The sequence below is a fragment of the Methylobacterium marchantiae genome (assembly GCF_042679825.1).
Taxonomy (GTDB): Bacteria; Pseudomonadota; Alphaproteobacteria; order Rhizobiales; family Beijerinckiaceae; genus Methylobacterium; species Methylobacterium marchantiae.
Window position 1 is genome coordinate 1 of record NZ_JBHTND010000005.1, and the last position, 20,042, is coordinate 20,042.

At 65.6% G+C, this 20,042-nt stretch carries 19 protein-coding genes, 2 tRNA genes and 1 pseudogene; 13 read left to right on the forward strand and 9 right to left on the reverse strand.

Features of this window, described 5'->3' with window-relative positions; genetic code table 11:
• The 3 genes from ACFQ4G_RS04975 to ACFQ4G_RS04985 form a co-directional block, all read right to left on the reverse strand.
• The coding region (locus ACFQ4G_RS04975; protein WP_379039813.1) for a DUF882 domain-containing protein at positions 1–1,121 on the reverse strand (1,121 nt) is incomplete at its 3' end.
• 374 nt (positions 1,122–1,495) lie between these two features.
• Positions 1,496–3,601: a L,D-transpeptidase family protein gene (locus tag ACFQ4G_RS04980; RefSeq protein WP_238208179.1), complete on the reverse strand. Its 2,106-nt coding sequence runs from the start codon at positions 3,599–3,601 to the stop codon at positions 1,496–1,498.
• 184 nt (positions 3,602–3,785) lie between these two features.
• Entirely contained in the window at positions 3,786–5,279 is a 1,494-nt protein-coding gene (locus ACFQ4G_RS04985) for a sigma-54-dependent transcriptional regulator (protein ID WP_238208181.1), read from the reverse strand.
• A 293-nt stretch (positions 5,280–5,572) separates the two neighbouring features.
• On the opposite strand from ACFQ4G_RS04985, the gene ACFQ4G_RS04990 reads away from it, so the two are divergent.
• The 6 genes from ACFQ4G_RS04990 (at position 5,573) to ACFQ4G_RS05015 (ending at position 12,587) form a co-directional block, all read left to right on the forward strand.
• On the forward strand, positions 5,573–7,462 hold the full coding sequence (locus ACFQ4G_RS04990; protein ID WP_238208183.1) for a M3 family oligoendopeptidase: 1,890 nt from the start codon (positions 5,573–5,575) through the stop codon (positions 7,460–7,462).
• 193 nt (positions 7,463–7,655) lie between these two features.
• Positions 7,656–9,020 (forward strand): ABC1 kinase family protein, encoded by a 1,365-nt coding sequence (locus ACFQ4G_RS04995; RefSeq protein WP_238208185.1) that lies wholly within the window; start codon positions 7,656–7,658, stop codon positions 9,018–9,020.
• A 174-nt stretch (positions 9,021–9,194) separates the two neighbouring features.
• Positions 9,195–9,488 carry an aa3-type cytochrome c oxidase subunit IV gene (locus ACFQ4G_RS05000; protein ID WP_238208187.1) on the forward strand — a complete coding sequence of 98 codons (294 nt, stop codon included), beginning with the start codon at positions 9,195–9,197 and terminating at the stop codon, positions 9,486–9,488.
• Positions 9,489–9,581: 93 nt separating this feature from the next.
• A complete protein-coding gene (locus ACFQ4G_RS05005; RefSeq protein ID WP_238208189.1) occupies positions 9,582–10,724 on the forward strand; it encodes a Re/Si-specific NAD(P)(+) transhydrogenase subunit alpha in 1,143 nt (380 codons plus the stop codon).
• A 17-nt stretch (positions 10,725–10,741) separates the two neighbouring features.
• Positions 10,742–11,182 carry a proton-translocating transhydrogenase family protein gene (locus ACFQ4G_RS05010; RefSeq protein WP_238208191.1) on the forward strand — a complete coding sequence of 147 codons (441 nt, stop codon included), beginning with the start codon at positions 10,742–10,744 and terminating at the stop codon, positions 11,180–11,182.
• A gap of 4 nt (positions 11,183–11,186) precedes the next feature.
• Complete coding sequence (locus ACFQ4G_RS05015) at positions 11,187–12,587, forward strand: NAD(P)(+) transhydrogenase (Re/Si-specific) subunit beta (RefSeq protein WP_238208193.1); 1,401 nt, start codon at positions 11,187–11,189, stop codon at positions 12,585–12,587.
• Between the two features lie 125 nt (positions 12,588–12,712).
• On the opposite strand, the pseudogene ACFQ4G_RS05020 reads toward ACFQ4G_RS05015, so the two are convergent.
• Positions 12,713–13,123 (reverse strand): annotated as a pseudogene (locus tag ACFQ4G_RS05020) (MarR family winged helix-turn-helix transcriptional regulator).
• Between the two features lie 529 nt (positions 13,124–13,652).
• On the opposite strand from ACFQ4G_RS05020, the gene recJ reads away from it, so the two are divergent.
• The 4 genes from recJ (at position 13,653) to ACFQ4G_RS05040 (ending at position 16,143) form a co-directional block, all read left to right on the forward strand.
• Positions 13,653–15,392: a single-stranded-DNA-specific exonuclease RecJ gene (gene recJ / locus ACFQ4G_RS05025; protein WP_238208201.1), complete on the forward strand. Its 1,740-nt coding sequence runs from the start codon at positions 13,653–13,655 to the stop codon at positions 15,390–15,392.
• Positions 15,393–15,480: 88 nt separating this feature from the next.
• Positions 15,481–15,564 (forward strand) — tRNA-Tyr (locus tag ACFQ4G_RS05030).
• Positions 15,565–15,647: 83 nt separating this feature from the next.
• Positions 15,648–15,721 (forward strand) — tRNA-Gly (locus ACFQ4G_RS05035).
• A 182-nt stretch (positions 15,722–15,903) separates the two neighbouring features.
• The gene (locus ACFQ4G_RS05040; protein ID WP_018044339.1) at positions 15,904–16,143 is read left to right on the forward strand and encodes a hypothetical protein; all 240 of its coding nucleotides are present in this window, start codon (positions 15,904–15,906) and stop codon (positions 16,141–16,143) included.
• A gap of 99 nt (positions 16,144–16,242) precedes the next feature.
• On the opposite strand, the gene ACFQ4G_RS05045 is transcribed toward ACFQ4G_RS05040, so the two are convergent.
• The 5 genes from ACFQ4G_RS05045 to ACFQ4G_RS05065 all read right to left on the reverse strand — a co-directional run bounded on the left by ACFQ4G_RS05045 (position 16,243) and on the right by ACFQ4G_RS05065 (position 18,145).
• Complete coding sequence (locus ACFQ4G_RS05045; RefSeq protein WP_018044338.1) at positions 16,243–16,437, reverse strand: hypothetical protein; 195 nt, start codon at positions 16,435–16,437, stop codon at positions 16,243–16,245.
• A complete protein-coding gene (locus tag ACFQ4G_RS05050) occupies positions 16,434–16,724 on the reverse strand; it encodes a hypothetical protein (protein WP_018044337.1) in 291 nt (96 codons plus the stop codon). Before ACFQ4G_RS05050 ends, ACFQ4G_RS05045 begins: the two co-directional genes overlap by 4 nt.
• Entirely contained in the window at positions 16,721–17,239 is a 519-nt protein-coding gene (locus ACFQ4G_RS05055; RefSeq protein ID WP_238206015.1) for a hypothetical protein, read from the reverse strand. Before ACFQ4G_RS05055 ends, ACFQ4G_RS05050 begins: the two co-directional genes overlap by 4 nt.
• Positions 17,236–17,490: a hypothetical protein gene (locus tag ACFQ4G_RS05060; protein WP_018044335.1), complete on the reverse strand. Its 255-nt coding sequence runs from the start codon at positions 17,488–17,490 to the stop codon at positions 17,236–17,238. The genes ACFQ4G_RS05055 and ACFQ4G_RS05060 overlap by 4 nt, the downstream gene beginning before the upstream one ends.
• Before the next feature lie 187 nt (positions 17,491–17,677).
• A complete protein-coding gene (locus ACFQ4G_RS05065; RefSeq protein ID WP_018044333.1) occupies positions 17,678–18,145 on the reverse strand; it encodes a hypothetical protein in 468 nt (155 codons plus the stop codon).
• Positions 18,146–18,414: 269 nt separating this feature from the next.
• Between ACFQ4G_RS05065 and ACFQ4G_RS05070 the strand changes: the two genes are divergently transcribed.
• The 3 genes from ACFQ4G_RS05070 to ACFQ4G_RS05080 all read left to right on the forward strand — a co-directional run bounded on the left by ACFQ4G_RS05070 (position 18,415) and on the right by ACFQ4G_RS05080 (position 19,972).
• The gene (locus ACFQ4G_RS05070) at positions 18,415–18,954 is read left to right on the forward strand and encodes a hypothetical protein (protein ID WP_018044332.1); all 540 of its coding nucleotides are present in this window, start codon (positions 18,415–18,417) and stop codon (positions 18,952–18,954) included.
• The gene (locus tag ACFQ4G_RS05075) at positions 18,951–19,475 is read left to right on the forward strand and encodes a hypothetical protein (protein WP_018044331.1); all 525 of its coding nucleotides are present in this window, start codon (positions 18,951–18,953) and stop codon (positions 19,473–19,475) included. The genes ACFQ4G_RS05070 and ACFQ4G_RS05075 overlap by 4 nt, the downstream gene beginning before the upstream one ends.
• Positions 19,476–19,573: 98 nt before the next feature.
• Complete coding sequence (locus tag ACFQ4G_RS05080; RefSeq protein ID WP_018044330.1) at positions 19,574–19,972, forward strand: hypothetical protein; 399 nt, start codon at positions 19,574–19,576, stop codon at positions 19,970–19,972.
• Positions 19,973–20,042: the final 70 nt, after the last annotated feature.

Sequence of the window (20,042 nt, forward strand, 5' to 3'; positions counted from 1 at the left end):
GTGGGGCCGAGGCTCGCCACCTGGATGGCGGGCCGCGGCGGCGGCAGGGGCATGGTGAGGGCGGCGGCGACGGCGGCGAGTTCCGAGGGCCGGCGCGGCGGCAGCGGCACGTCGATCTGGTTCGATCCGGCCGCCATGGCGCCGTCGGGCTTCGGGGCCTCCTGCGTCAGGAGGCTCTGCGCGTCACGCCCGTCGCGGCGAAGGAGGGTGCCCTTGAGAGCATCGGAGGCGGCCGGGGCGGCATAGGCCAAAGCCTCGCGGGTGCCCAAGGCCTCGCGGGCGCCCAAGGCCTCGCGGGTACCGGTCTGGTCGTCGGGATCGGCGCTGGCGACGAGGATCGTGGGCTTCGCGCGGGCCGGCGCCGGGGCGGCGACCGGCGCCTCGGCCTGGGCGGCGGGCGCCTTCGCGCCGCCGCCGAAGAGGCTGGCGAAGAAGCCCTTGATGCTCGGGCCGTCATCCTCGTCCATCATGGCCACCTGGGTCACGCCGAGCACGGTGCCGCCGCGGGCGAGCACCTCGGCGCGGGCCAGCTCATAGCCGGGGAGGGGGCGGTTGTCGGCGGGCAGGTGGACGGTCTTGCCGTCGGGGAACAGGCGGACCAGCTGCTCGTGGCTCATGCGCGGCCAGGACCGGACCGAGCCGACGTCGAGATGGACGAAGGGCGAGCCGGAATGGGGATACCAGCCGACGCCGCCCCGCTGCATCCGCATCCCGATCGCGCGGATCTGGTCGATGGAGACGTCCGGCAGGTAGAAATCCATCGCCTTGCCGAGCATGTGCTGGCTGAACTCGGCCACCGCCCGCGACCGACGGCGCAGCATGGCGTTGGTCCCCGGCGAGCGATAGGCCGAGACGACGTTGATCGGCTCCTGCGAGCCGACCGAGCGATAGGCCTCCCACACCGTGTCGAACAGGCGCGGGTCCATCTTGGTGGGCTCGTCCATCCGCCAGTCGCGCAGCAGCCAGTTCAGCTGCTCCAACGCCGCGCGGTCGTAGCGTCCGTCACGCTTGAACGTGACCGTGGCGCTTTCCTTGGTGTGGGTATGGTAGATCGAGAGAGTACGGGTATCGCCGTTCGCGATCGCGTCCTGAGTGCCCCGCGTTCCTGCACCGAAGGCCATCGCAATCCCGGACAAAACGATCGCGGATCGGCGAAATTGTGAAGCGGAAAAAGCGCCGCGAAGGCGGGCCCGGAGGCGCGAGACGGGGTGGGCGGGTCGGTCGGCCGGCACGGCCTCATCTCGCAGCGATATGCCCACGATCGTCCTCACCTCTGCCAGACCGCGCGTTGTCGCGCGGATCATGGTGAACGCAAGGTTGCCGAAAACCGTAAACGTAAGGTTATCGGGTCCTCGGCCGCTCGCCGGTTGGGAAAACGGCTAAGTCTGAACCATGGCGAAATCGTGCCGCCTTCCGGGTGCGATTTCGACATCCGCAAGAGCGGCATCGCACATTCCGACCGGCGTGGCATTCGCGCAACGCCGGCCGTTTCCCCCTACCACCAGCCGCGAGAGACGGGGGCGGGCGCGGGCCCCCACGGATCGGACCCCGCCGCCGCCGCGGATCGCGCGGCCGGGGCTCCTGCCGCCCGCGAAGGCGCCGTGCCGGGAAGAGTCGGGCGAGGCGTTGCCCGGCGATTTTCCGCCGTCGCGGAGGTCGCCGCCGGTGTCCTGGTCACGACCTTCGGCGGGGTCTTCGCGGGTACTTTGGCGGGCGCCTTGGCGACGAGCAGACTGCCCGGCGCGAGGCCGAGGGCGATCTTCATGCGCGCATCGTGACCGTAGAGGTCCGGATACGAGCGCAGGGAGCCGTAATCGTCCGGAGCCAGAGTGAAATAGGCGAGGTGGACCGGCAGTTTCTCGGGCAACCTGATGGTGCGCTCGCCCTTGCCGATGAGCTTCTTCAGCCGCTCGCTCGACCAGGCTTCGGGCAGGACCGAATCGGCGAAGCGGAAGGGGTCGTCGACGCGCACGCAACCATGGCTCATCGCCCTCTGCGAGGCCGAGAACAGCGAACGATTGGGCGTGTCGTGGAGGTAGACCGCATGGTTGTTCGGGAACAGGAACTTGATGAATCCCAAGGCATTGCGCTCACCCGGCGGCTGCCGCACCGAGATGTTGCCGTTGCGATAGACCACCTCGTAGCCGCGGCGCGCCGCGTAGTTCGGGTCGCGGGCGAGAGCGGGCAGGAACTCGTTCTTGAGGATCGAGGGCGGCACGTTCCAGGACGGATTGACGACGGCGTATTCCATCATCCCCGAGAAGACCGGCGTCGGCGTCTCGGTCTTGCCGACGATGACGCGGGCCTCGTCGCGTTGCGTGCCGTTGCGGACCACGCGCAAGCGGAATTCCGGGATGTTCACCATGACGTAGTCGCGGCCGAGATCGCTCGGAAGCCAGCGCCAGCGCTCCATGTTGACCAGGATCGTCGATTCCTCGTCGCCGCCGGTCCGCGCCGCCGGCTCGGCCCGTCCCAGAGCGGCCACGGTCTGCGCCGTGAGCGTGCCGGTGGCCGGCAGGAGGCGGCTTCGCTGGAACTTCGCCACGGCCGCGGCCACGTTCCCGTCATAGGAATCCGGCTCGCCGGGAGCGGCGTCGAGGGTGCCGGCGGTCCGGGTCGGCAGGCCGAAATGACTGCGCAATGCGGGTACGCGGGGATCGTGCATGCCGATCTTCAGCACCGGGCCCGCGGGAATCGTCAGGGGCGACGCCGCGACGGGTGCGCTGTGCAGGTCGCGCAGGCCGGCGAGCCGGGTCTTGAGGGCGAGATAGCCCGCCTGCGCCGGGTTGTAGCTCTGGAGCACGGCACCGGCTTGCGGCCCCGCACTGGCGATGCGCGTCAGGACCGCATCCGCACCGGGAATGTCGAGGGTGGGCGTGATCAGGCGTGACACGGCGGCGAGGTTGATACGTCCGCCTCGGGCATCCTTGGCATAGAGCACGATAGCGGCCGAGAGTTTCAGCTCGATCTCGGCGGTCTGCGCCTCGCTCAGCCCCTGCGTCCCGATGACGGGCACCGGATAGGCCTGGACGTTGAGGCCGTCCTCTGCGGCGAGGGCGAGCCGGGATGCGGCAGCCTTGGCCGCGGGAGTGAAGGCGCCGTCGACGACCCAGACCGGCTTGAAGGCGCCGAGCCCGTAGAAGGCCTGCATCGCCTCCCGATCCTTCGTGGTCAGGCGGGCGAGCAGGGGGGCGGGATCGGCGAGGCGGGCAGCGAGGGCCGCGCCGATGGGATCGGTCGGCGCCGGAGCCGACGCCGCCGTGACTGCGGATTCGGGGGCGGCGCCACCGACCGGCGGCATACCCTGGGCGCTCTCTTCCTTCCCCGCTTCGGCAGGGAGCGAGGGGAGGGGCGAGGGAGCTTGTACGGTCTCTCCCGCTTCAGCGGGCTTCGCTGGTTCGGGCGCTGGCTGTGGCGTCGCGGAGATCGCGCCGGTCGCGACGGCATCGCCCTGCGCCGGCTCCGACAAGACGTCAGAAGCCGTGGCGTTCTGCACCACGGGCGGCGTCGGATCGAGCCGCGGCTCGGCTCTGGCCGCATAGCCGACGCAACCGGCGATCAGGGCGGCCAGTGCGACGGAGGCGGAGCGCGAAGCGCCCATGATGCTACTCCCGGGGAACGACCGTACCGGCCGTGGTTGAAACCAAGTCATCGCTGCTGGCGCAGCCGCTTGCAACGGCAGGCCGGCAACAGTGGCGCCTCGCCGAGAGCCGGTGGCGGGAAACCTCGTGCCTTGACGCACATCCCGACCATCTCACCCGTTCCGTCGAAGCGATGCGCCGGCCTCAGGCGGCGGCCTCGTCAGCCTTGTCGTCGCCGTCCAGACCGAGATCCTTGAGCTTGCGATACAGGGTCGACCGGCCGATCCCGAGGCGTCTCGACACTTCGGACATGCGGCCGCGGTAATATTGTAAGGCAAAGCGGATGATCTCCGCTTCCAGCGCATCCATCGGCTTCATCTCGCCGGTCTCCTCGGTGACGAGGGTCATGGCGTGGGGATCGCGGACCTCGACGCGGACGATCTCGCGCACCGGCTCGGGGATGCCGGCCTGAAGCATGGGCTGGCTCGGAGCGGCGGGAATGCGAACGTCGAATCCCTCGACCTGGGCCGCGATCTGCGGGAACTCGGCCACGGTGAGTTCGTCGCCATCGGCCAGGACCACGGCGCGGAACAGGGCGTTCTCGAGCTGGCGGACGTTGCCCGGCCAGCCGTAGCGGCTGAGCAGTGCCATCGCCTCCGGCGTGATCGCACGGACGCGCTTGCCTTCCTCGGCCGCGAAGCGCGCGCAGAACGAGCGCACCAGATCCGGGATATCCTCCCGACGCGCCCGGAGAGGGGGCAGGGTCATCGGGAAGACGTTGAGGCGGTAATACAGGTCCTCGCGGAAACGACCCTGCTTGACGAGGTCGAGCAGGGAACGGTTCGTCGCCGAGATCAGCCGGATGTCGACGCGGACGCTGCGCTTGGCACCCACGGGGTCGACCTCTCCCTCCTGCAACGCGCGCAGGAGCTTCACCTGGGCGTCGAGGGGCAGTTCGCCGATCTCGTCGAGGAACAGCGTGCCGCCCGACGCCTCCACGAACTTGCCCATGTGGCGCTCGGTGGCGCCGGTGAAGGCGCCCTTCTCGTGCCCGAACAGGGTACTTTCCACTAGGTTGTCGGGAATCGCCCCGCAATTGACCGTGACGAAGGCCTTGCCGCGCCGGTCGCCCGACCCCTGGATCGCGCGGGCGAGCACTTCCTTGCCGACACCGGATTCCCCTTCGATCAACACGGGGATGTTGGATTTCGCCGAGCGTTCGGCCAGCCGGATCACGCGTTCCATGTCCGGACTGCGCGACGACAAATCCTTGAAGGAGAGCGAACCGGAGGCACGTCGGCGCATGCGGCGCACCTCCTCCTCCAATTGATCGACTTTGAGTGCGTTCTTGATCGAGACCTGCAGCCTCTCGGCTCCGGCCGGTTTGACCACGAAGTCGGTGGCACCAGCCCGCATGGCGGTGACGACGGCATCAATGGAGCCGTTGGAGGTCTGGACGATGATCGGCGTGTCGACGCCGGATTTGCGCATCTCGGCCATGACGGCCAAGCCGTCGAGACCGCCGGGCATCACGAGATCGAGGAGAACGACGTCGATCGGCTCCCCCGACCGCAGCACGGCAAGCCCTTCCTCGCCGCTCTCGGCCACCTTTGCGTCGAAGCCGAGGCGACGCACCATCGCTTCGGCGAGCCTGCGCTGCACGGGATCGTCGTCGACGATCAGGATCGTTGTCGACATGCGGAGAGCCTCGACCGTGTGGTGTGGGAGGAGGCGACCTGGCGGAGATGCACCGCAGGTCGACCACCAGATGTTTCGTTTCGATCCGCAGGGTGAGGGAAGAGCGTAAAGCTGCGCTTAACGACGATCCGACTTTTTCCCTGTGCCGTTCTTCGACCCGATCCGCGGGGCCGTCGGATAGAGGAGGCCGCCGATTCGTTTCGACCGAATCCGCCGACCTGGTTGATCGCGGCGATCGGCGCTCGATATCAGCGCCAGCGGCGCGAGAACGCCGCCTCAGGATCAAAGCCGCCATGTCGAGTCGAGCCGCCGCCTATGCCAGCCTCTTGAGCGCAGTCCGGGCGCCGGGCGGCCAACGATCGGAGGGGACGAACGTCGCGCGGGCTGCGGCTCTCGCCCTCGATCTCGGCCCTCTTCCCGAATGGGACCTGAGCGACCTCTATTCCGGTATCGATTCCCCTGATTTTCGCGCCGACCTGGAGCGAGCGGAGAGCGAATGCCGTGATTTCTCCGAGCGCTGGAGCGGCACAATCGCAGAGGCCGCCGCCGGGCCCGATGCTTCGCTCCGCCTCGCCGAGGCGGTATCCGCTTATGAAGCGATAGAGGATCGGCTCGGCCGTCTTATGTCCTTCGCAGGCCTCGTCTATTCCGGCGACACCACCGACGAGCGACGCCAGAAATTCTACGGGGATACCCAGGAGCGTCTGACAGCGGCCTCGGGGCATCTTCTCTTCTTCGCACTGGAGATCAATCGGGTCGACGATGCCGTGATGGACGCGGCCATGGCAGAAGGGCCGCTTGCGCATTACCGCCCGTGGATCGAGGACTTGCGCCGAGAGAAGCCGTTTCAGCTGGACGACCGCACGGAGAAGCTCTTCCTCGAGAAATCGGTCACCGGACGATCCGCCTGGAATCGACTATTCGATGGCACGATCGCGTCCCTGCGCTTCCCGGTCCAGGGTGAGATGCTGCCCCTGGAGCCTACGCTCAACAAGCTTCAAGATCCCGACGGAGCCGTTCGCAAGGAGGCCGCCGGGGCTTTGGGTGAGGTGTTTCGCGCGAACCTGCGCACCTTCGCGCTCATCACCAATACCCTGGCCAAGGACAAGGAGATCTCCGACCGCTGGCGTGGCTTCGGAGACGTCGCCGATGACCGCCACCTCTCCAATCGGGTCGAGCCAGAGGTCGTGGCAGCCTTGGTCGAGGCAGTGCAGGCCGCATACCCGCGCCTATCGCACCGCTATTACAAGCTGAAGGCCAAGTGGTTCGGCGTCGATGTGCTGCCATACTGGGATCGCAATGCGCCCCTGCCGAGGGTCGAGCAGCGCACCATCCCCTGGACCGAGGCGCGTGACGTGGTGCTGGATGCCTATGGTGCTTTCTCGCCGCGGCTGGCCGCCATTGCCAAGACCTTCTTCGACCGCCGCTGGATCGATGCGCCGACGCGGCCGGGGAAGGCTCCGGGCGCATTCGCCCATCCCACCGTACCATCGGCGCATCCCTATGTTCTGGTCAACTACCAGGGCAAGCCACGGGACGTGATGACGCTCGCACACGAACTCGGCCACGGCGTGCACCAGGTTCTTGCCTCGCCCAACGGCGCGCTGATGGCGCCGACGCCGCTGACTCTCGCCGAGACGGCGAGCGTGTTCGGCGAAATGCTGACATTCCGCCGTCTGCTCGCCAACACCACCGACACGGTGCAGCGACGAGCCATGTTGGCTGCCAAGGTCGAGGATATGATCAATACGGTGGTGCGCCAGATTGCGTTCTATCTGTTCGAGCGGAAGGTCCATCTCGCTCGGGCCAAGGGCGAACTCACCGCGGAGGAAATCAACGGACTCTGGATGTCGGTGCAGGCAGAGAGCTTCGGACCGGCGATTTCGCTGGATGCGGGCTACGAGCCTTTCTGGGCCTACATTCCGCACTTCATCCACTCGCCGTTCTATGTCTACGCCTACGCGTTCGGGGATTGCCTCGTGAATTCGCTGTACGGCGTCTATGCCGAGGCGGAGGAAGGCTTCGTGGACCGCTATTTCGCGCTCTTGTCGGCTGGCGGAGCCAAACCCTATGGAGCCCTCCTTGCCCCCTTCGGTCTCAATGCCAGCGACCCCGCCTTCTGGCAGATCGGCCTGAACATGATCGAGGGGATGATCATCGATTTGGAGTCGATGGAAGGCTGAGCCGGCATGGCGAAGCCTACTCTAGGTTGAAGCCTTCGTCCGCCCGGGACCGGTGTGAAGCGGTGATATCCATGCCAGACCTGCGACACCCGGCAAGCATCAGCGCCGCGACGCAAGGGCCCACCGCCCTGGTACCCTACCGGAAAGGACCTATCTCGTAGGCACTTCCTTTTAGTCGCGCAGAATGGACCCGATGGCCGATCACGACAGCGAAGCCAACCGCTTCTCGGCCCGCGCCAGCCGTTACGCCCGTGTCGGCGCCAATGTCGGCGGTGTCGCCGCGCGCATGGCCGGCGCTAAACTCTTCGGTAAGGGCGAATCTCCGACCAATGCCGCTGCCTTGGCTCAGGCCCTCGGCGGCCTGAAGGGGCCGATCATGAAGGTGGCGCAGCTGCTCGCCACCGTGCCGGATCTGCTGCCGCCGGAATATGCTTCCGAACTGCAGAAGCTGCAGGCGGATGCGCCGCCCATGGGTGCGGCTTTCGTCAAGCGCCGGATGATGGCCGAGCTCGGGCCAGATTGGCAGCGGCGGTTCGGAACCTTCGATCTCAAACCCGCCGCCGCCGCTTCCCTCGGTCAGGTTCATCGCGCCACCGGATTGGACGGGACACCGTTCGCCTGCAAGCTCCAATATCCCGACATGCAGTCGGCCGTAGAGGCAGATCTGAAGCAGTTGGAGGTCGCCTTCGCCCTGCATCGACGACTCAGTTCCTGGCTCGACACCCGCGAGATCGCCAAGGAGATCGGGGCTCGCGTGCGCGAGGAACTCGACTACGAGCGAGAGGCTAAGCACGCCGCTCTTTACGGGGCCGTCCTTCAGGACATCACCGAGGTAAGGGTGCCGGGAATCCACACGCACCTCTCGACCAAACGTCTGCTCACTCTCGGCTGGCTCGATGGCGAAAGGATCCTGAACTTCGCCGAAGAGCCAATCGAGATCCGCAATCGCCTAGCCCGGGCGATGTTCAAGGCGTGGTGGCACCCCTTCAGCCGTGCCGCCGTGATTCACGGCGACCCACATCTCGGCAACTACACGGTCTTCTCTGAGGAGAACGAGGCGCGAGGAATAAACCTGCTCGATTACGGCTGCGTCCGCATCTTCCATCCACGCTTCGTCGGCGGCGTGGTCGATCTCTACCGCGGACTCCTTGAGAACGATCACGCCCGGATCGTCCATGCCTACGAGGTATGGGGTTTCAAGAATCTGAACAAGGAACTGATCGAGATTCTGAACATCTGGGCGCGGTTCATCTACGGCCCGATTCTGGAGGATCGCACGCGAACCGTGGCCGATGGCGTGAAGCCCGGCGAGTATGGCCGGCGCCAGGCCTTCGAGGTGCATCAGGCGCTCAAGCAGCGCGGCCCTGTGACGGTGCCCCAGGAATTCGTCTTCATGGACCGCGCCGCAGTAGGGCTCGGAGCCGTGTTCCTACACCTCAAGTCAGAGCTGAACTATCATAGGCTTTTCGAGACCGAGATCGAGAGATTCTCGCTCGAGACGCTAACGGAGCGCCAGAGCTCGGCTCTGTCTGCGGCGAGCCTGCCTCTACCGGCCTAGGTAGGGGGTCGGCTTTTCCTTCTTCGCGTGACAAGCGGGGATGCACTGTCATTCCCTTGGATAAAACCCGCTTTCCATATTTTCGCGAGTCGGTATCTCGATTGCGAGCGATCAACGCTTGCGCTAAATCCGCTTGGAACCAATCAAGATGATGACCAAGGGGACGGGCACAAGATGGCAGATGCGAAGAGTGTGACCGGCGTGCACTACAGCCCGGCGATGGATGAGAAGACCCACGAGCAAACTTACCGTGGCTTCGTACGGTTCGTTGAAATCGGCACCGGCGTGGTAATCTGTTGGGTACTCGCGCTAGCTGTGGGCGGCATTCGCGAGGCTTGGCTCACCGCGATCTTCGGCGTCCTCCTCTCGGGTGTAGCTGGGGCCGTGGGAGCGTTCGCACCGGCCATCGGATGGAAGGCGCCGCTCGTTGTTGGCATCCTGCTGGCTCTCTACCTCGCCTTCGCGTGACGTACCCTTAATCTTCTGGCATACCAGAGATTAAGGCTCTATATTTCTGCTTAGCTACGGCGATCGAGGGCGATTGCCGAAGGGGGCCTTTGAATGCGCATCGCTGTACTGACAGAATCGGATCCCGCAGAGCCGCGGGTCGCGGCGGTGCCTGATACGATCAAGAAGTTCAAGGGCCTTGGCGTAGACGTAACGGTCCAATCCGGCGCCGGCCTAAAGGCAGGTGTTCCGGATGCTGAGTACGAGGCGGTGGGGGCAACCATCGCTGCCACGTCGAGAGATGCTGCAGCGGATGCAGACCTCGTCCTCAAGGTTCGACGTCCGAACGAGGAAGAACTGAAGTTTCTTAAGAGCGGCGCTACCGTGATCGCTATTATGGATCCTTACGGAAATGAAACCGCACTGAAAGCCATGGCTGATGCCGGCGTCAGTGCGTTCTCGATGGAATTGATGCCGCGGATCACCCGCGCCCAGGTGATGGACGTCCTCTCATCGCAGGCCAATCTCGCGGGCTACCGCGCTGTGGTAGACGGTGCGGCCGAGTACGGGCGCGCCATGCCGATGATGATGACCGCGGCCGGCACTGTGCCTGCAGCACGCGTATTCGTCATGGGCGTCGGTGTTGCCGGCCTCCAAGCGATCGCTACCGCCCGCCGCATGGGCGCGGTGGTGACCGCCACCGACGTGCGGCCCGCCACCAAGGAACAGGTCGAATCCCTCGGCGCCAAATTCGTGGCGGTGGAAGACGACGAGTTCAAGCAGGCCGAGACTTCCGGCGGCTATGCCAAGGAAATGTCTGCAGAATATCAGAAGAAGCAGGCCGAGCTGGTGGCGACCCACATCGCCAAACAGGATATTGTCATCACCACCGCACTCATCCCGGGACGCCCGGCTCCCAAGCTGGTTTCGGAAGCGATGGTCGCCTCGATGAAGCCCGGCTCGGTGATTGTCGATCTCGCTGTGGAGCGCGGCGGCAACGTCGCCGGCGCCGAGGCTGGAGAGATCGTCACAACGGAGAACGGCGTCAAGATCGTAGGCCACGTCAACGTCGCAGGCCGTTTGGCCGCTACTGCGTCGAGCCTCTACTCGCGTAACCTGTTCGCCTTCGTCGAGACCCTGATCGACAAGGAGTCCAAGGCTCTCGCCGTCCAGTGGGACGATGAACTGGTGAAGGCGACGAACCTCACCCGGGACGGACAGGTGGTCCACCCGTCCTTCCAGCCCAAAGCAGCCTGATCGCGCCGGAGAGACAGATGGCCACCCTTCCTCCCGAACAGGCCGCCGAACAGGCGCGCGCCGCCGCCGCTACCGCGCGCACGGCCGCCGAACAGGCTCAGAGCCTCGCGGACAGCCTCGGTCATGGCATCAGCCACGGCATCGCAGCCGCCACTCACGGCGCAGTCGACCCCACCGTCTTCCAACTCGCGATCTTCGTGCTCGCGATCTTCGTCGGCTACTACGTGGTCTGGTCGGTGACCCCGGCGCTCCACACGCCTTTGATGTCCGTCACCAACGCGATCTCCTCCGTCATCATCGTCGGTGCCCTCCTGGCCGCCGGCGTACCGCTGATAGAGAAGGGAACTGGCTGGGCGCGATTCTTCGGCTTCGTGGGCATCGTGCTCGCCAGCGTGAACATCTTCGGCGGGTTCCTCGTCACACAGCGCATGCTCGCCATGTACAAGAAGAAGGCCTGAGACGATGTCCCAGAACGTCTCCGCCCTTCTCTACATCGTCTCCGGCGTCCTGTTCATCATGGCGCTGCGTGGGCTCTCGCACCCCACCACATCGCGGCAGGGCAACCTGTACGGCATGGTCGGCATGGGCCTTGCGGTTCTGACTACCCTGGTCGGCCATCCTCCGGCCGGTTTCGGCGCCTGGATCATCGTTCTTCTCGGCCTTGCTATCGGCGGCGGCGCAGGTGCGGTGATCGCCAAGCGGGTACCGATGACCGCCATGCCGCAGCTTGTGGCGGCTTTCCACTCTCTCGTCGGCCTCGCTGCGGTGGCAGGCGCCGCAGGCACGCTCTACGCGCCGCAGGCGGTGGGCATCCTCGAGAACGGGCATATCCATAAGGAATCGCTATTCGAGATGGCGCTTGGCGTTGCGATTGGCGCTATTACCTTCACTGGCTCAGTCATCGCCTTCGCGAAGCTCGACGGACGCATGTCCGGCAAGCCGATCATGCTGCCCCAGCGTCATGCGATCAACATTGCCATTGGCATCGCTCTGGTCGGCCTGATCGCGGTGTTCATAGGGACGGAAAGCAAAGCCATCTTCTGGCTGATCGTAATTCTTTCCTTCGTCCTCGGCGGACTCCTCATCATCCCGATCGGCGGCGCCGATATGCCCGTCGTCGTGTCAATGCTGAACTCCTACTCAGGTTGGGCGGCGGCCGGCATCGGCTTTACCCTTGGCAACCTTGCGCTGATCATCACCGGGGCGCTGGTCGGCTCCTCGGGGGCAATCCTATCCTATATCATGTGCAAGGCGATGAACCGGTCCTTCATATCGGTCATCCTCGGCGGCTTCGGCGGCGATGCCGCCGCGGCGGGCGCGGGTGGAGCGGTGGAAACCCGTCCGGTCAAGCAGGGCTCGGCCGACGACGCAGCCTACATCATGAAGAACGCCGAGCGCGTGATCATCGTACCCGGCTACGGCATGGCGGTGGCGCAAGCCCAGCACTCGCTGCGTGAGATGGTGGATATGCTCAAGAAGGAAGGCGTCGACGTGAAATACGCCATCCACCCGGTTGCAGGCCGCATGCCCGGGCACATGAACGTGCTGCTCGCGGAAGCCAACGTGCCCTACGACGAGGTCTTCGAGCTTGAAGACATCAACGGCGAGTTCCCACAGGCGGACGTGGCCTTCGTGATCGGCGCCAACGACGTCACCAATCCCGCCGCCAAGACCGACAAGGCTTCGCCGATCTACGGTATGCCGATCCTCGACGTGGAGAAGGCCAAGACCGTGCTGTTCATCAAGCGCGGCATGGGTTCCGGCTATGCCGGCGTGGAGAACGAGGTGTTCTTCCGTGACAACACGATGATGCTGTTCGGCGACGCCAAGAAGGTCGTGGACTCGATCGTCAAGAACCTCTGAACCTAAGGGGCTTAGAACCTCGGAATGCTCGAGAAGCAGGGGCTGGCGCATTACCCGCCAGTCCTTGTTTCGTTCCGGATTGCGGTACCGGATCGTAAGGAGCGCGCAGCGGGAGCCGCAAGCCTTCAGCTTCGACCTCGCAAAGGTAGGCGTGCTTCGATGAAAACATGGGTCTCGCACCATATCGGAACGGCGTCGGCGAGAGTGCTTTGGCCCGCAGCAGTCGGAACAAGGCGCCGACTGCGTCGGTCTTCTGGATCCGCGGTCACAGCTACGACGAAGCGTCACTCCAACGGCTTCAGGGCCACAGTCACCGTTGTGCGGTCCATGGCAAGGAGCGGCGCAAGGAACCGAGGGTCGGCGCTTCAGGGCGATTCAGTGGCATTCAGTAACGAGAACTGCCAGTTCGTTAGCCCCACGGACCGGAGCAACTCTTCAAATCGCCGTGCCAAGCCTCCTGCCGCTCTCTGGGTAGGTAGCCACAAACAATAGTCGCGGATATGAAGCGTCGTTTCGAAGGGACGTATCTTTGACATAATCCATTCAAGCGGCGAACCCTGAGGGCGCCGTGTTCGTTCTGTTCCGCGGCGACGGCGCGCCACTGTCGGCACCTGCGCCCGGGACGTCCGGAAATGTCGGTTGGCACGAACTGCATGCCCGCAATGGAGAAGTGGCCTTCAGCTTTTACGCAGCTCTCTTCGACTGGAAAGAAGACCGATGTGGTGGATATGGTATGGGTCCCAGGGCACCTACCAACTCTACCAACTGTTCGGAGCCTCCGATCCCGATGCCGGCTGCGACGGAATCCATAGATGATATCGACGCGGCAGGACAGCGGGTCGCCACGAGCGGTGGTAGGATTATCGCCGGTCCGCATCAGGTGTCTGGTGGGCCTGGATCCTCCACGCTCTCGATCCGCGAAGTGCGATGTTCGCGCTGGATGAGCCGAGGCGGAACGCTTAACGAAGTGGCGCCAGACGGCTCGACGCTGGTAGAGTAGTGAGCGTGTCATCCGCTTCAGTCCTCGCGCCGTCTCGCGCCTTTCTCGACGTCACGCGTTCCGTCATGGGGCGGCCCTGGCGCGACCGAGGCAACGATGAGGTTGTGCAGGCCTATGCCACCACGATGGTGCAGGCACACGGCCAGCCCGAGTTTCTGGCGCGGGTTCTGGCTTCGCGCGGGATACGCCCCAATGAAGCCGAGGGATACCTTCAACCGCGCCTGCGCGACTTAATGCCGGATCCGTCCTGTCTGGTGGACATGGAGGCTGCTGCAGAGAGACTGGCCCGTGCCGTCGAGGGCGGCGAGCGCGTGGCGGTATTTGGCGATTACGACGTCGACGGCGCCGCTAGCGCTGCCCTGATTGCAGGCCATCTGCGCGCGCTCGGCCTCGACGTGCAGATCCACATCCCGGACCGAATCACTGAAGGCTACGGTCCCAACGTCGCAGCGGTTACGGCGCTGGCGGAGGGCGGGGCAAGACTGCTCGTCTGCGTCGATTGTGGCACAAGCGGCCATGAGCCCCTGGCGGTAGCGGAGAGGCTCGGCCTCGATGTGGTCATCCTAGACCACCACGGCGCACCAGAGATTCTGCCTCCGGTGCATGCGCTGGTAAATCCTAACCGCCTCGATGATATCTCGGGGCTAGGCCATCTCTGCGCAGCGGGAATCGTCTTCCTCACCCTTGTAGCCCTCAATCGTCGGCTGAGGCGAGGAGGAGCCGCTGACCTTCCCGATCTCGCGGAGGCCCTCGACCTCGTAGCCCTGGCCACCGTCGCGGATGTGGTTCCGCTCACCGGCCTCAACCGGGCGTTCGTGACCCAGGGCTTGAAGGTGATGCGGGGTCGAGGCCGGATCGGTCTCGCAGCCCTGTTCGACGCTGCCTCCCTGAACGAGCCACCAGAATCATGGCATCTCGGCTACCTGCTCGGTCCGCGCATCAATGCGGGCGGGCGTATCGGTCATGCGGGCCTCGGCGCAGCCCTCCTCACCAGCATCGACCCCGCCGAGGCAACCCGAATCGCCGCCGAACTCGACCTCCTCAATCGGGATCGCCAGAGTATCGAAGCGCAGGCCGTGCTCGAAGCCGAGGCCGAGATTGACAGGGTCCTCACCATCGATCCGGATAGGTCCGTCCTGGTGACTGCCTCGGCGGATTGGCATCCGGGGGTAGTCGGGCTTGTCGCGGCACGACTCAAGGAACGTTTCGACCGTCCGGCCTTCGCCTTTGCCCTGCGCCCCGATGGAACTGCCACGGGATCGGGCCGCTCTATCGCCGGGGTCGATCTGGGATACACGGTGCGCGAGGCTGTGGCTGCCGGTCTCCTCGCGAAGGGAGGAGGACACGCCATGGCCGCCGGCGCCACCCTGCCGAGCCACGATACCACGCACTTCGCAAACTTCCTGGCGGCCGACCTCGCCACAGCCGTGATGGAGGCAAGAGCGATGGAGGCGCTACTCGTCGACGGTACAGTCAGTGCTGGCGGTGCCACTGCGGATGTGGTTCGTCTCGTCCAGCGAGCCGGACCATTCGGCGCCGGAGCACCGGAGCCGGTCTTCGCCATGCCCCACCACCGGCTGGTCGATGTGGGTGTCGTCGGCAACGGTCATGTGCGCGCGCGCTTCAGGAGCCGGGACGGCCAGGCAATCGGCGCCATCGCCTTTCGATCGGCACGGGGGCCACTAGGGCAAGCGCTACTCAAGGGTATCGGGATGGAATTCCACGTGGCTGGAACGCTCGCGATCGACACTTGGCGCGGTGGTAAGCGGGTCCAGCTTCGCATCAACGATCTCGCCATTCCTTGAACTTTGCGCGGCCGCATGCGCTCGATCTGTTGACACCTGCGCGAGCCCTCACCATAAGGGCCCGCGCGCTGCCGAGAGGCGGTGGTTTGGGGGAATGTCCCGAGCGGCAAAGGGGGCGGACTGTAAATCCGCTGCGTAAGCTTCGTAGGTTCGAGTCCTACTTCCCCCACCAAGCCATACCGACCGGCAGGATACGACGACACAGAGAGGGTTCACATTCTCAAAGTATCGTCGCCATGCTATCGGGCGCAATATGCGGGTGTAGCTCAATGGTAGAGCAGCAGCCTTCCAAGCTGAATACCCGGGTTCGATTCCCGGTACCCGCTCCACTCCCCCCTTCCCGAAAAGACTAGCAACCTCAGCCCGATAGGGCAGGGGCGCGGTATCCAGTGGCTGTTTGCCTGGGCGGTGGATACCGCATGGATACCGCAGACGAATCGGTATCGGGCGCAAGTTTCCTTGTCGAACTCGGACCCGCTCGCACGAATGATGGTGATCGAAAGAGATCGCCATGCCCCGCTGCACCCACACCCCGGCCCGCCTCTACGACCGCCACCCTGATCCGGTTCACGACCTCATCGCCGTTGGCAGCCTTTCCCGGTTCGTGCGCTGCACGGATTGTGGTGCCAGGGGCATCGTCCGGCGCGGCCGCGTGGGATGGACGCCCCGTAGCGCCGGTGATCCGGTCCGCCCGGAGGTCGAGCGGTGGAACGCCCTGGTGGCCGAGGCTCGTGCAGCGCTCCTGCCTTGATCGAAGAACCCGGGCCCTTTCGCTTTGGGCCGCCCCGAACGTGTAAAACGATTCCACAAACGCGATTTGGGAATCGTTTTACACGTTCGGGGCGGGCCATCAGTTCAGGGTCCCGATCTCGCCGTCGTACCCATCAAGCACCCGGACCTCGCCCCCGGCCGGGTGGAGCGAGACGGCATCGCATCGCGGGCAGTGCAGGCCGCCCGCCGCCATCCGGACCTCCCCCCACCGGAACTTCGCGGAGCACGTGAGGCAGCACCAGGTCTGCTGCATGACTTCGTCAGACTCGGTCATCCCAGCCTCCGCGAATAGCTGCCATCGGGATGGAAGGTGACCTCCTCGGTGTAGGTGGTCACCTCCACGTCATGGCTGCCAGAGATGGAAACTTTCGCGACTGGCTCGCCAAGGTTCACGCCCCAGTCGTCATCGAGGTCCATCTCCTCGCCCAGGGTGAGGTGAACCCTGATGCCGCCGGCGAGCGTGAAGGTGCCTCCCTCGCGGATGGCGCGCTGCCAGTCCTCCTCGGTCGCGAAGTGCTTGCGGGTGAGGGTGATGGTCGGGTTCATCATGCGCTCGATCATGCCCTGTCTCCTTCCGGCGGCCGCCCGTGCCGAGTGGTGCCGTCCGGCCAGTCCCAGCGATGTTCGCAATCAGGTTCGAACTCGATACCGACGATGGTGGCCTTGAGGCGGTAGAGTTTGTCCCGGAGTTCGTTGACGCCGTTCCGTTCCAGACCGATGCACCCGGCCAGGTGGCCGGTGATGGCGTAGATCTGGCGCGCCGCCTCCTTCAGACGGTCGGCCTCGGACATGGTCGTCGGGTCCGGCTCGGGCGAGTGGACCTCCTCAAGCTTCGCCAGCCGGACTATCAGGGCGCTCATGGCGAACCCGACCGATCCCTCCTTGCCCGTGACCTTCCAGTGCCCGGCGGTCTCCCGACCGGCATCTTCCCCAACGCCCTCGGTATAGATCGTGATGACGTCGCCGACGGCGTGGCGGTCGAAAGGTGCCCTGATCAGGACGACGGTCCCCTGTCCGGGCATGCGGCGCCAGTCGGTTGCCTTGACCCGGTAGCTCTGCATGCCCCGACCGTTCACTGCGGCCTCCTCAGGCAATCGGGGCGCCCGTCCGGTCCCACGAGCGGCTGCATGCCAGTCTCGGCTTGGGTGTACCGGCACCCGGTCGCCGGGTCCGTCCAGACCCGGACGCCGCCTTGGTTGGACCACGCGGGATCCGCTGCCTGCGAGAGGGCCTGCAGGATCGTGAGCAGGACGGCCGCGGCGATGGCGATGCCGATGAACAGGAACCAGAGGTCGAACCCGTCGCGAGGCGAGGAGGTCCTGATCATGAGGACCTCCTCGAAACACGGCGCCGGTCATTCCTGACCTCGCGGAGGACGGCGTGCCTGATCCAGTCCGCGAACATGACCTGCACCTTGGCCTGCCGCTGGGGGGCCCCGCCGGGGTGCTCCTCTGCGATGATCCGCTCGACCCCACGAGCAGCCCCGAGGGCGATCTCGTCGATTGTGGACCGCCTCATGACTGGGCCCCCCGAAATGGAGCGGGGTTCGGGGTGCAGCCCGAGTGGTCCTCGCCGGTCAGGAAATCGAGGACCCGATACAGGTCATGGCGGATCCCGGGGACGCCGTAGAGATGATGCCCTGCGGTCGCGAGATCGAACTCCTTGATGACGGTCTTCACACGCGAGACGGCCTCGTGGAGATCTCGCCGGCGGATGAACCCGGCATACTGCAGGACCTGCAGGGCGGGCGCCGGGTCGAAGTCGGCGTCGCTGTAAGCGTTGACGGTCTGCTCGACGACGTCGGCATCGCTCATTGCCCGGAGGGCGTCACGGCGCTCCTGTGCCGCGACCGCTCGCTGCGCAATCTCCTCGGCCATCTCCAGCCGGTACTTGGCGACCCACGTTTCATGGGCCGCCACTTGCTCGGGTGTCATGCCGGCATACAGCCGGGCGAACTCTCGGATCTCGATCTCTGTGGGCATGCTGGTCCGGGTCCCTGTCTCGCGTTCGCGAGATCGCTTCAGAGACGATCGAAGCAGCTCCCGCAGATTCGCCTAGAGGGAAACCGGACGGGCCGTCCGGATGGCCCATCGAGAACGCCATCGCGGTTTACGACGCGCGACACGGCCTCATCGGGCGTAAAGAATTCTCTCGTGGAGGCCTTGCGACTACCGCAAATTGCGGTACATTTAGATCACCGGCGCAAGCCGAGGCCTCCCGGGGCGATCCGGGCCGATGATGGAGCCACCCGATGACCACCACCAAAATCGACCGTTCCGCCCTCCTGAGGAATGCTTGGCGGATCGCCCGCGAAGCCGCGGCCTCCGCCGGCACCGCCGTCCGTGCCGCGCTCGGCGCCGCGTTCCGGCAGGCTTGGGCCGAGGCCCGCATGGTCGCCCAGCCCGTCCAGCAGCAGCAGGCCCAGGCCGTCGCGCCGGCCGACCTCACCACCACCGAGGGCCTCGCCAAGGCCCTCGTCGGCAAGACCGCCTCCCTTGCGCTTGCGGGTGGTGAGGCCCTCTACACCATCGTCTCCGTCGAGCGCTGGACCTCGCCCGACGGCGCGCAGGTCCGCGACTACATCAAGATGGAGACGAGCGGCATGTGGTCTGACGACCGCAAGGGTCCAATCAAACTCTTCATCCTGCGCAAGGGAACCGGACACGGCACGTACACCGAGACGGATGCCGGCGAGGCCTTCTGGGCGTACGGCGGGTTCTGCAACAGCGGCAACAAGCGCTGCAACGCCAACGACATGGTCAAAGACATCCTGGAGAGTATCCGCTCATGACCTGGATGGTCCGACTACGCGCACACGATGGCGGCGAGCTTCTGGAGAGGGCGAGCTACGGCTCGCCCGACGCAGCCATTGACGCCTATCGCCTCCTGCTCGGGCGCGAGGACCTCATCGGGCAACCGGTCGCCGCGGTGTTCAAGCCTCCCCGGGATGCGACCGGCGACGGGAACGCCGCGACGTGGTTCTCGCGGTTCGACAAGCCTCTCGGGGCGGGCCGCATCGGTCCCGACGACCCCCGGCTTGACCCTTGGGCTAACGCATACGATGCGAAAAGCGCAGTGTACTCCCCCGCGCCGGCGTCCAAGCCCAAGGCCGCACCGGACTGGGAAAAGGACGCCCGCCCCCTGTCGGAGTGTCTAAAGGCATGGGCCAAGACACGCGGCGGGCGCGACGCCGCGGCCGACGCCCTGCAGGTCTCACGGTCTACCTTCGACGGCTGGTGCGACGGCCGTGGCGCGGCCCAGGACAGGATGATCCGCAGACTCATGACGCTCACCGACACTACTAGCCGTTGACGACGCGCTACCCTTGAAGAGTAATGATTGTCAGTATAGATAGGACAATACCAGAAGCGGCTTGCCCACAAGCTGCCCGGTACAGCAGGGAACCCCACATGTTGATTATCGACCGAATGGTGGCGATGGTGCGCGCCGGCCCCGGCCCCTCGCCGGAGGAACGGGCTGCGGCCGCTGCCCAGTACCAGGCTGAGGAGAAAGCCAGGCAGGTCCGCCAGGCCGAGGAGCGCCAGGCATTCCTCACGGCCGCCCCCCGGTATGTCCTCCCCGACGGCTCCGCGTGGCGCTCGGCACAGATGCTCGGACGCCTGAGCAACGGCGGTGAGCGCGACCGCGGCCGCCTGTACCATATCGTCTCCGAGGACGGCTGCGGCCCGATGGGCGGGGCCGGGAGCGCGCTGTGCGGTGCCACGCCGGGCCGGCGTTCCGTCGGATGGGGCGACGTCGAAGGCGTCCCTGCGACCTGCCCGCGTTGCCTGAAGCGGGTGGCGTCATGAGGGGCACCACCATCATCATCAGGGGGTACACATGGGGGCAGCGCCTTGGCATGTGGCCCGTCGCGAATGA

What these genes read in the sequence shown, in the direction of transcription:
- ACFQ4G_RS04980 (WP_238208179.1), bottom strand. Translation starts at nt 3,601, where the DNA reads ATGGGCGCTTCGCGCTCCGCCTCCGTCGCACTGGCCGCCCTGATCGCC.
- ACFQ4G_RS04985 (WP_238208181.1), bottom strand. Translation starts at nt 5,279, where the DNA reads ATGTCGACAACGATCCTGATCGTCGACGACGATCCCGTGCAGCGCAGG.
- ACFQ4G_RS04990 (WP_238208183.1), top strand. Translation starts at nt 5,573, where the DNA reads ATGTCGAGTCGAGCCGCCGCCTATGCCAGCCTCTTGAGCGCAGTCCGG.
- ACFQ4G_RS04995 (WP_238208185.1), top strand. Translation starts at nt 7,656, where the DNA reads ATGGCCGATCACGACAGCGAAGCCAACCGCTTCTCGGCCCGCGCCAGC.
- ACFQ4G_RS05000 (WP_238208187.1), top strand. Translation starts at nt 9,195, where the DNA reads ATGGCAGATGCGAAGAGTGTGACCGGCGTGCACTACAGCCCGGCGATG.
- ACFQ4G_RS05005 (WP_238208189.1), top strand. Translation starts at nt 9,582, where the DNA reads ATGCGCATCGCTGTACTGACAGAATCGGATCCCGCAGAGCCGCGGGTC.
- ACFQ4G_RS05010 (WP_238208191.1), top strand. Translation starts at nt 10,742, where the DNA reads ATGGCCACCCTTCCTCCCGAACAGGCCGCCGAACAGGCGCGCGCCGCC.
- ACFQ4G_RS05015 (WP_238208193.1), top strand. Translation starts at nt 11,187, where the DNA reads ATGTCCCAGAACGTCTCCGCCCTTCTCTACATCGTCTCCGGCGTCCTG.
- recJ (WP_238208201.1), top strand. Translation starts at nt 13,653, where the DNA reads ATGGGGCGGCCCTGGCGCGACCGAGGCAACGATGAGGTTGTGCAGGCC.
- ACFQ4G_RS05040 (WP_018044339.1), top strand. Translation starts at nt 15,904, where the DNA reads ATGCCCCGCTGCACCCACACCCCGGCCCGCCTCTACGACCGCCACCCT.
- ACFQ4G_RS05045 (WP_018044338.1), bottom strand. Translation starts at nt 16,437, where the DNA reads ATGACCGAGTCTGACGAAGTCATGCAGCAGACCTGGTGCTGCCTCACG.
- ACFQ4G_RS05050 (WP_018044337.1), bottom strand. Translation starts at nt 16,724, where the DNA reads ATGATCGAGCGCATGATGAACCCGACCATCACCCTCACCCGCAAGCAC.
- ACFQ4G_RS05060 (WP_018044335.1), bottom strand. Translation starts at nt 17,490, where the DNA reads ATGATCAGGACCTCCTCGCCTCGCGACGGGTTCGACCTCTGGTTCCTG.
- ACFQ4G_RS05065 (WP_018044333.1), bottom strand. Translation starts at nt 18,145, where the DNA reads ATGCCCACAGAGATCGAGATCCGAGAGTTCGCCCGGCTGTATGCCGGC.
- ACFQ4G_RS05070 (WP_018044332.1), top strand. Translation starts at nt 18,415, where the DNA reads ATGACCACCACCAAAATCGACCGTTCCGCCCTCCTGAGGAATGCTTGG.
- ACFQ4G_RS05075 (WP_018044331.1), top strand. Translation starts at nt 18,951, where the DNA reads ATGACCTGGATGGTCCGACTACGCGCACACGATGGCGGCGAGCTTCTG.
- ACFQ4G_RS05080 (WP_018044330.1), top strand. Translation starts at nt 19,574, where the DNA reads ATGTTGATTATCGACCGAATGGTGGCGATGGTGCGCGCCGGCCCCGGC.